Genomic DNA, 6,887 nt, shown 5'->3' on the forward strand with positions numbered 1-6,887 from the left:
GGCACATTTCAATAACAAATCGGCCTCTAGCGCCTATTCATCAAGCGCAAGCAGCTATTAAAAAGATAGCAAACAGAGCACCCAATTTACACAATTCAGGCTGGCACGCCGCTTGCGTTAGACCTGGCAAGACCCATGACGGTCCCACCCCGACAGCACGGGCCCAACGGCGGGCTGGTGCTGGCACAAAACAAAACCCCCAAAGGGTTTTGCCATGGACAAAGGCGTCCCTCCCCCAGCCCGGCGTGCGCATGCAGCCGGGCTGGGGAAGGACGCCTTTTTTGTTTTAACGCCAGGAGGAAATACCCCATGACCGATCTGCTCAAAACCAGCCCCACCCGCCGCACCGTGCTGCAAGCCGCCACCGTGGGCGCCGTGGGCGTCAGCCCCGCGCTGCGTGCACTGGTCCACGCCCAGGGCTCGGACGCACCCGAGAAGAAGGAAGTCCGGATCGGTTTCATCCCGCTCACCGACTGCGCCAGCGTGGTGATGGCCTCGGTGCTGGGCTTCGACAGGAAGTACGGCGTCACCATCATCCCCACCAAAGAGGCCAGTTGGGCCGGGGTGCGCGACAAGCTGGTGAACGGCGAGCTCGACTTCGCCCACGTGCTCTACGGCCTGGTCTATGGCGTACACCTGGGCACCGCAGGCCCCAAGAAGGACATGGCGGTGCTGATGAGCCTGAACAACAACGGCCAGGCGATCAGCCTCTCAAAAGCACTGGCCGACAAGGGCGCGGTGGACGGCCCTTCGCTCGCCAAGCTCATGGCCAAGGAAAAGCGCGAATACACCTTTGCAGGCACCTTCCCCACAGGCACCCACGCCATGTGGATGCACTACTGGCTGGCGGCGGCAGGCATCAACCCGGTGTCGGGCGCCAAGCTCATCACCGTGCCGCCGCCGCAGATGGTGGCCAACATGCGTGTGGGCAACATGGACGGCTTTTGTGTGGGCGAGCCCTGGAACCACCGCGCCATCATGGACGGCATCGGCGTCACCGCCAACACCACACAAGACATCTGGAAAGACCACCCCGAAAAGGTGCTGGGCACGTCCGCCGAGTTCGTCAAGAAGCACCCCAACACCACACGCGCCGTGATGATGGCCGTGCTCGAAGCCAGCCAGTGGATCGACGCCAACCTGTCCAACAAGATGAAGATGGCCGAAACCGTGGCGCAGAAGGCCTACATCAACACCAGCGTGGACGCCATCAACCAGCGCATCCTGGGCCGCTACCAAAACGGCATGGGCAAGACCTGGGACGACCCCAACCACATGAAGTTCTTCAACGACGGCGCGGTGAACTTCCCCTACCTATCGGACGGCATGTGGTTCCTCACCCAGCACAAGCGCTGGGGCCTGCTGAAAGACCACCCCGACTACCTGGGCGTGGCCAAACAAATCAACCAGATCGACCTCTACAAATCAGTGGCCAGCGCCATGAAGATCAATGTGCCCAAAGATCCGATGCGCACCAGCAAGCTGATCGACGGCGTGGTGTGGGACGGCAAAGACCCCGCCAAATACGCCGACGGTTTCAAGATCAAAGCCTGATCCCCTGCCCGTTTGTTTGTTCACAGGAGAAAACCATGGTCAGTGCCGTCTTCCACTCTCCGCTCGATGCAGCCGCCCTTGGCGCTGCTCCGAATGCTATGAATAGTGAAGCAATAAATGCCCACGCAACAAGCGCTAGAGCACCAAAAACCTTGACCCCCGCAGCCACGCCCGCGGGCCGCGACTGGGCTGCCCTGTCACGCGGCTTCTGGATGGCCGTGCTGCCGCCCCTGTGTGGCCTGGGGCTGCTCATCGGCCTGTGGGCCGTGGTGTCCACCACCACGGGCAACAGCATCCCCGGCCCGCTCGAAACCTGGAAGCAGGCGCTGGAGATCTTCAGCGACCCCTTCTACCGCAACGGCCCCAACGACCAGGGCGTGGGCTGGAACGTGTTGATGAGCCTGCAGCGCGTGGCCATCGGCTTTGGCATGGCGGCACTGGTGGGCATTCCGGCGGGCTTCGTGATCGGGCGCTTCAACTTCTTGTCGCGCATGTTCAACCCGCTCATCAGCCTGCTGCGCCCGGTGTCGCCGCTGGCCTGGCTGCCGATTGGCCTTTTGGTGTTCAAGGGCGCCAACCCGGCCGCCATCTGGACCATCTTCATCTGCTCCATCTGGCCCATGGTCATCAACACCGCCGTGGGCGTGCAGCGCGTGCCGCAGGACTACATGAACGTGGCCCGCGTGCTCAACCTCTCGGAGTGGAAGATCGCTACCAAGATCCTCTTCCCCGCCGTGCTGCCCTACATGCTGACCGGCGTGCGCCTGGCCGTGGGCACCGCCTGGCTCGTGATCGTGGCCGCCGAGATGCTGACCGGCGGCGTGGGCATCGGCTTTTGGGTGTGGGACGAGTGGAACAACCTCAACGTCAAGAACATCATCATCGCGATCTTCGTGATCGGCATCGTGGGGCTGGCGCTGGAGTTTGCGCTCATCCAACTGGCCACCGCATTCACGTTCGAAGAGGTGAAATCATGAACAACAACCCATCGCTGACCTCCAAGTTCATCGAGGTCCAGGGCATCGAGCAGACCTTCAAGACGGCCAAGGGCCTGTTCCCGGCGCTGCGCAATATCAACCTCACCATCGCCAAGGGCGAGTTCGTGGCGCTGATCGGCCACTCGGGCTGCGGCAAGTCCACGCTGCTCAACCTGATCGCGGGCCTGACCACTCCCACCCAAGGCGCCCTGTTGTGCGCCAACAAGGAGATCAAGGGCCCCGGCCCCGAACGCGCCGTGGTGTTTCAGAACCACTCGCTGCTGCCCTGGCTCACCTGTTTTGACAACATCCACCTCGCGGTGGAACGCGTGTTTGGCGCAAGGGAGAGCAAGGCCCAGCTCAAGGCCCGCACCGACGCCGCCCTGGCGCTGGTGGGCCTGACCCATGCCGCGCAAAAGCGCCCCGGAGAAATCTCGGGCGGCATGAAGCAGCGCGTGGGCATTGCCCGCGCCCTCTCCATGGAACCCCAGGTGCTGCTGATGGACGAGCCCTTCGGCGCGCTCGACGCCCTGACCCGCGCCAAGCTGCAGGATGAGCTGCTGGAGATCGTGGCGCGCACACAAAGCACCGTGGTAGTGGTGACGCACGACGTGGACGAGGCCGTGCTGCTGTCCGACAAGATCGTGATGATGACCAACGGCCCCGCCGCCACCATTGGCGAGGTGCTGCAGGTCGGCCTGCCCCGCCCTCGCCGCCGCGTGGAACTGGCCGAAGACCCCCGCTACCTGCAATGCCGCAAGGCTGTGATCGACTTTCTGTACACCCGCCAGGGGCATGTGGAAAAGGCGGCCTGAACGCCCCGCATTCGCACCCATACCCATACACACGGCAACAAAGCAAAAGGGCTCTGACCGGCTAGGTCAGAGCCCTTTTTTGCTCATCGCGCAATCAGCGCACGCCGCCGCTGATGTACTGCTCCAGTTGCTCGATGATGAATTTCTGCTCGGAGATGATGTCCTTGACCAAGTCGCCAATGGAGATCATGCCCACCAGCGCCTCGCCCTCCACCACGGGCAGGTGGCGCAGGCGGTTGTTGCTCATGAGCTGCATGCACTGCTCGCTGGTCTGATCGGGCCGCACGAACAACACGGCGGTGGTCATCACGTCCCGCACCAGCGTCACCGACGAGGTGCGGCCCATCAGCGCGATCTTTCGCGCGTAGTCGCGCTCGGTGAAGATGCCCACGATGCGCCCCCCCTCCTTCACGATCAGGGCGCCGATGCCCTTGTCGGCCATGAGCTTGAGGGCGTCGAACACCAGCGCATCGGGGGCAATGGTGTGGACGGTGGCATCGGACTTGGATTGAAGAATCTTGGCAACTACGGTCATTGGAACCTCCCTCGGGACAAGAAAACTGCGGGAACAACACAAACGGGCACAGAGAGATTTCAGCCCATAAGCCCTGCGGGCGCAACCCGCGCAAGCCCGATTTGCCACGCTTTTTGGCGCGCTGTGTCACGAGGGCGGTGTTTATGTTTCGCCACTGTTGCATTGGGCGGGGCGCGAAACAAACTGAAAAGAACCGAAACGGTGACGAGACGACGCACAGATTTCGGCTGGGCACCATAGAGCCCATGTTCAACGCAATTGGTAAAAACCCTCCACCCACCTTCCAGGCCCTTGGAGCCACGCAGGAAGTCGGCGCACGGATTGTTTCCAATACTGGAACAGTTAGTTTGCGACTCCATGGTTTTTCTCTGAACTCCATCGGCGTACAGTTCAACCCATCGATGAGCCGAACCCGCAAGGCGACTCACCGAACCCAGGGTTGAGGCAGTTTTCTTAGTTGGTTTGCCCCTGGTTTTTTTGAGACGCTTTTTTAACTTTAAGGACTTTGATCATGAACACGACCGCACGTTTCCTCTCCATCGCCGCTGTTGCCGCTTTCGCTTCTTTCGGTGCCTACGCTGACGAAGCCGATGGCTCGCAATTCGCTACCCAGTTTGAAACCAACCGCACCCGCGCTGAAGTGGCTGCCGAAGCTTCTACCGTCGCCCAGACCCGCTCCATCGAGCCAGCCGGTTCGCGTGTGACGACATACCAATCCACGGCTGACCGCTCTGCCGTGCGTGCCCAGGCTGCCGAAGCCGTGCGCACGGGCCAGATTCCTTCGGGTGAGCTGGGCTAAGCCCTTTGCCCTCTGACTGTTGAGTTGAAGAACCCTATTTTTTGAATTTCACTGGAGTATCACCATGAACAAGACCGCACGTTTCCTCTCGCTCGCCGCTGTGGCTGCTTTCGCTTCTTTTGGCGCTATGGCCGATGAAGCCGATGGCTCGCAATTTGCCCTGCAGTTCGACACCAACCGCACCCGCGCTGAAGTGGCTGTCGAAGCCTCTACCGTGGCCCAGACCCGCAGCCAGGAGCCTGCTGGTTCGCGTGTGACGACGTATCAATCCACGGCCGACCGCTCTGCTGTGCGTGCCCAGGCTGCCGAAGCCGTGCGCACGGGCCAGATTCCTTCGGGTGAGCTGGGCTAAGCCCTTTGCCCTCTGACTGTTGAGTTGAAGAACCCTATTTTTTGAATTTCACTGGAGTATCACCATGAACAAGACCGCACGTTTCCTCTCGCTCGCCGCTGTGGCTGCTTTCGCTTCCTTTGGCGCCATGGCTGACGAAGCCGATGGCTCACAGTTCGCGACGAAGTTTGAAACCAACCGCACCCGTGCTGAAGTGGTTGCCGAAGCCTCTACCGTAGCCCAGACCCGCAGCCTTGAGCCCGCCGGTTCGCGCGTGTCGACGTATCAATCCACGGCCGACCGCAGCATGGTGAGCGCCCAGGCCGAACAAGGCGCCCGCGCAGGCGTGCTGGCCCGCGGCGAGTTCGGCATGCGCTGATCTGCCCCGCACGGCACACAAACAAAAAGCTCCCTCGGGAGCTTTTTGTTTTTTGCTACTATTTTTGCAGCACCATTGAAGACGGGACAAGCGGTAGCGCCCTAAAACCATCCCAAAATCGCTACCTGAAGGTCCGCCCGCCCTGAGTCTGCCCAAAGGCTGTGGGCAAAGGGCGCCCTCCTTGCGTTACTTGCCACGCGCCTGTGCCACCGCACCCTGCACGTCCTTCCACAGGCTTTCACCCACGTTGGCGGCGATGCTGGCGTTCACGGCGCCCAGTTTTTCACGCATGCGGTTGGCCTCGGCGGCGGGCAACTCGTTCACCAACATGCCCTTGCCCTTCAAATCGGCCAGCGCCTTGTCGGCCTCGGCGCGGGTGTCCTGGCGCTCGAAGTCGCGGCTCTTCTTGGCGGCGTCGAGCAGCACCTTCTGCTCGGCCTTCGAGAGGCCGTCCCAATACTTCTTGCTCACCAGCACGATCCAGGGGCTGTAGACGTGGTTGGTGACGGTGAGGTACTTCTGCACCTCATAGAACTTGCTCGACAGGATGGTGTTGTAGGGGTTCTCCTGGCCGTCCACCGTCTTGGTTTCGAGCGCGGTGAAGAGTTCGGAGAACGGCAGCGGCACCGCGTTGGCGCCCAGTGTCTTGAAGCTGTCCAGGAACACGTTGTTCTGCATCACGCGCAGCTTGATGCCGTCCATGTCTTCGAGCTTGTTGACCGGGCGCTTGCTGTTGGTGAGGTTGCGAAAGCCGTTCTCCCAGTACACCAGGCCCACCAGGCCTTTTTCCTGCAGCTTGTCCATCACCTTCTGGCCCACGGGGCCGTCCAGCACCACGTCGGCCTCTTTGGCGTTGTTGAACAGGAAAGGTGTGTCCCAGATCGCCATCTCTTTGGTGATGCCCACCAGCGTGGCGGTGGAGCCGACCATCATTTCCTGTGCGCCGCCGATCAGCGCCTGCTGCATCTGCACGTCCGAGCCCAGCGCGGCGGCGCCGATGGCACGCACCTTCATCTTGCCGCCCGAGGCTTTTTCGACCTCTTCGGCGAACAGCTTGGTGGCGCGGCCCTGGTTGGAGATTTCGTTGAGGCCGTAGCCAAAGCGGATGATGCGCGGCTTGAAGTCTTGCGCGGCGGCCTGGAACGAGCAGGCGACGGCAGCCACCGACAGGGCGGCCAGCAGGGTACGGCGGAAAGTTTTCATGGTTGTCTCCATTGCGATGAGGAAGTGAGGAACAGCGGAAAAGGAATCACAGTGCATAGATGACGGTACTGGCGCGGCCGAGGCCAGTGCCCCCGCGCAAGGGCCGCCCCGCAGCGCTGGGGGCGTCCCCCTCCCGCATTGCGCAGCAATGCGAGAGAGGGGTGAAGGCGCGAAGCGACTCAGGGGGTGCTTCATCTCACCTCATCCACAGGACGGGCGCAGTCACGATCTGCGGGAACACCACCAGCAGCGCCAGGATCAGCACGTAGGTGAATAGAAATGGGTTCACGCCCT

Annotated in this window: 8 protein-coding genes; 6 read left to right on the forward strand and 2 right to left on the reverse strand. The window is 61.7% G+C overall.

The annotated features are described in order from the left end of the window. The first annotated feature begins 309 nt into the window (after positions 1-309). The 3 genes from Q0105_RS02465 to Q0105_RS02475 are packed head-to-tail and all read left to right on the forward strand — an operon-like array spanning position 310 to position 3,346. On the forward strand, positions 310-1,554 hold the full coding sequence (locus Q0105_RS02465; protein ID WP_298208364.1) for a CmpA/NrtA family ABC transporter substrate-binding protein: 1,245 nt from the start codon (positions 310-312) through the stop codon (positions 1,552-1,554). A gap of 35 nt (positions 1,555-1,589) precedes the next feature. After that, the gene (ntrB, locus tag Q0105_RS02470; protein ID WP_298208366.1) at positions 1,590-2,531 is read left to right on the forward strand and encodes a nitrate ABC transporter permease; all 942 of its coding nucleotides are present in this window, start codon (positions 1,590-1,592) and stop codon (positions 2,529-2,531) included. Then, a complete protein-coding gene (locus Q0105_RS02475) occupies positions 2,528-3,346 on the forward strand; it encodes an ABC transporter ATP-binding protein (protein ID WP_298208368.1) in 819 nt (272 codons plus the stop codon). The genes ntrB and Q0105_RS02475 overlap by 4 nt, the downstream gene beginning before the upstream one ends. Positions 3,347-3,440: 94 nt before the next feature. Here the strand turns inward: Q0105_RS02475 and Q0105_RS02480 are convergent, their stop codons facing one another. Beyond that, positions 3,441-3,881, reverse strand: a complete 441-nt coding sequence (locus Q0105_RS02480; RefSeq protein ID WP_298208370.1) for a CBS domain-containing protein — start codon at positions 3,879-3,881, stop codon at positions 3,441-3,443. A 511-nt stretch (positions 3,882-4,392) separates the two neighbouring features. Between Q0105_RS02480 and Q0105_RS02485 the strand changes: the two genes are divergently transcribed. The 3 genes from Q0105_RS02485 to Q0105_RS02495 all read left to right on the forward strand — a co-directional run bounded on the left by Q0105_RS02485 (position 4,393) and on the right by Q0105_RS02495 (position 5,390). Beyond that, the gene (locus Q0105_RS02485; RefSeq protein WP_298207743.1) at positions 4,393-4,680 is read left to right on the forward strand and encodes a DUF4148 domain-containing protein; all 288 of its coding nucleotides are present in this window, start codon (positions 4,393-4,395) and stop codon (positions 4,678-4,680) included. 64 nt (positions 4,681-4,744) lie between these two features. Continuing rightward, positions 4,745-5,032 carry a DUF4148 domain-containing protein gene (locus tag Q0105_RS02490; RefSeq protein ID WP_298208373.1) on the forward strand — a complete coding sequence of 96 codons (288 nt, stop codon included), beginning with the start codon at positions 4,745-4,747 and terminating at the stop codon, positions 5,030-5,032. Between the two features lie 64 nt (positions 5,033-5,096). Next, complete coding sequence (locus Q0105_RS02495; RefSeq protein WP_298208375.1) at positions 5,097-5,390, forward strand: DUF4148 domain-containing protein; 294 nt, start codon at positions 5,097-5,099, stop codon at positions 5,388-5,390. Positions 5,391-5,576: 186 nt separating this feature from the next. Here Q0105_RS02495 and Q0105_RS02500 read toward each other — a convergent pair whose 3' ends face one another. Continuing rightward, the gene (locus Q0105_RS02500) at positions 5,577-6,593 is read right to left on the reverse strand and encodes a TRAP transporter substrate-binding protein (RefSeq protein ID WP_298208377.1); all 1,017 of its coding nucleotides are present in this window, start codon (positions 6,591-6,593) and stop codon (positions 5,577-5,579) included. Between the last annotated feature and the right edge of the window lie 294 nt (positions 6,594-6,887).

The sequence above is a fragment of the Acidovorax sp. genome (assembly GCF_027492855.1).
Classification (GTDB): Bacteria; Pseudomonadota; Gammaproteobacteria; order Burkholderiales; family Burkholderiaceae_C; genus Acidovorax.

Bases quoted from the DNA above. Each gene is read 5' to 3' on its own strand.
- Q0105_RS02480 (WP_298208370.1), bottom strand. From the start codon at position 3,881: ATGACCGTAGTTGCCAAGATTCTTCAATCCAAGTCCGATGCCACCGTC.
- ntrB (WP_298208366.1), top strand. From the start codon at position 1,590: ATGGTCAGTGCCGTCTTCCACTCTCCGCTCGATGCAGCCGCCCTTGGC.
- Q0105_RS02475 (WP_298208368.1), top strand. From the start codon at position 2,528: ATGAACAACAACCCATCGCTGACCTCCAAGTTCATCGAGGTCCAGGGC.
- Q0105_RS02500 (WP_298208377.1), bottom strand. From the start codon at position 6,593: ATGAAAACTTTCCGCCGTACCCTGCTGGCCGCCCTGTCGGTGGCTGCC.
- Q0105_RS02490 (WP_298208373.1), top strand. From the start codon at position 4,745: ATGAACAAGACCGCACGTTTCCTCTCGCTCGCCGCTGTGGCTGCTTTC.
- Q0105_RS02485 (WP_298207743.1), top strand. From the start codon at position 4,393: ATGAACACGACCGCACGTTTCCTCTCCATCGCCGCTGTTGCCGCTTTC.
- Q0105_RS02495 (WP_298208375.1), top strand. From the start codon at position 5,097: ATGAACAAGACCGCACGTTTCCTCTCGCTCGCCGCTGTGGCTGCTTTC.
- Q0105_RS02465 (WP_298208364.1), top strand. From the start codon at position 310: ATGACCGATCTGCTCAAAACCAGCCCCACCCGCCGCACCGTGCTGCAA.